Source organism: Salinimicrobium oceani (assembly GCF_012037645.1).
Genome location: NZ_JAAVJR010000961.1, coordinates 1 through 382, shown reverse-complemented (window position 1 = coordinate 382; position 382 = coordinate 1). Strand labels below are relative to the sequence as shown.

General features: G+C 45.0%; 1 protein-coding gene. It reads left to right on the top strand.

Annotation, left to right across the window (positions count from 1 at the left end):
* A partial coding sequence (locus tag HC175_RS20260; RefSeq protein ID WP_168139852.1) for an efflux RND transporter periplasmic adaptor subunit occupies positions 1-382 on the top strand: 382 nt, incomplete at both ends.

Sequence of the window (382 nt, the reverse complement as noted above, 5' to 3'; positions counted from 1 at the left end):
TAAAGGTCAGGTGCTGTTAAAGGTCAATGACCTGGAACTGCGGGCACAGTTGGCAAAGATAAATACAGCCGAAAAACTGGCTGCGGAAAATGAGCGGAGAGCTCAGCTGCTGCTGGGGAAAGAGGCGATAAGTCAGGAGGAATATGATGTGGCTCAGGCAGATCTACAATCGTCTAAAGCAGAATCACAGCTTATTGCGGCACAACTTGGAAAAGCTACCGTAAAAGCCCCTTTTTCAGGCACCATAGGTTTAAGATATATTTCTGAAGGCACTTATGTGACCCCCGCCACTTCCATAGCTAAACTGGTCAATACCGATAAATTAAAACTTACATTTTCCATACCCGAAAAATATTCCGGGCAGGTAGGAATAGGTTCAGAA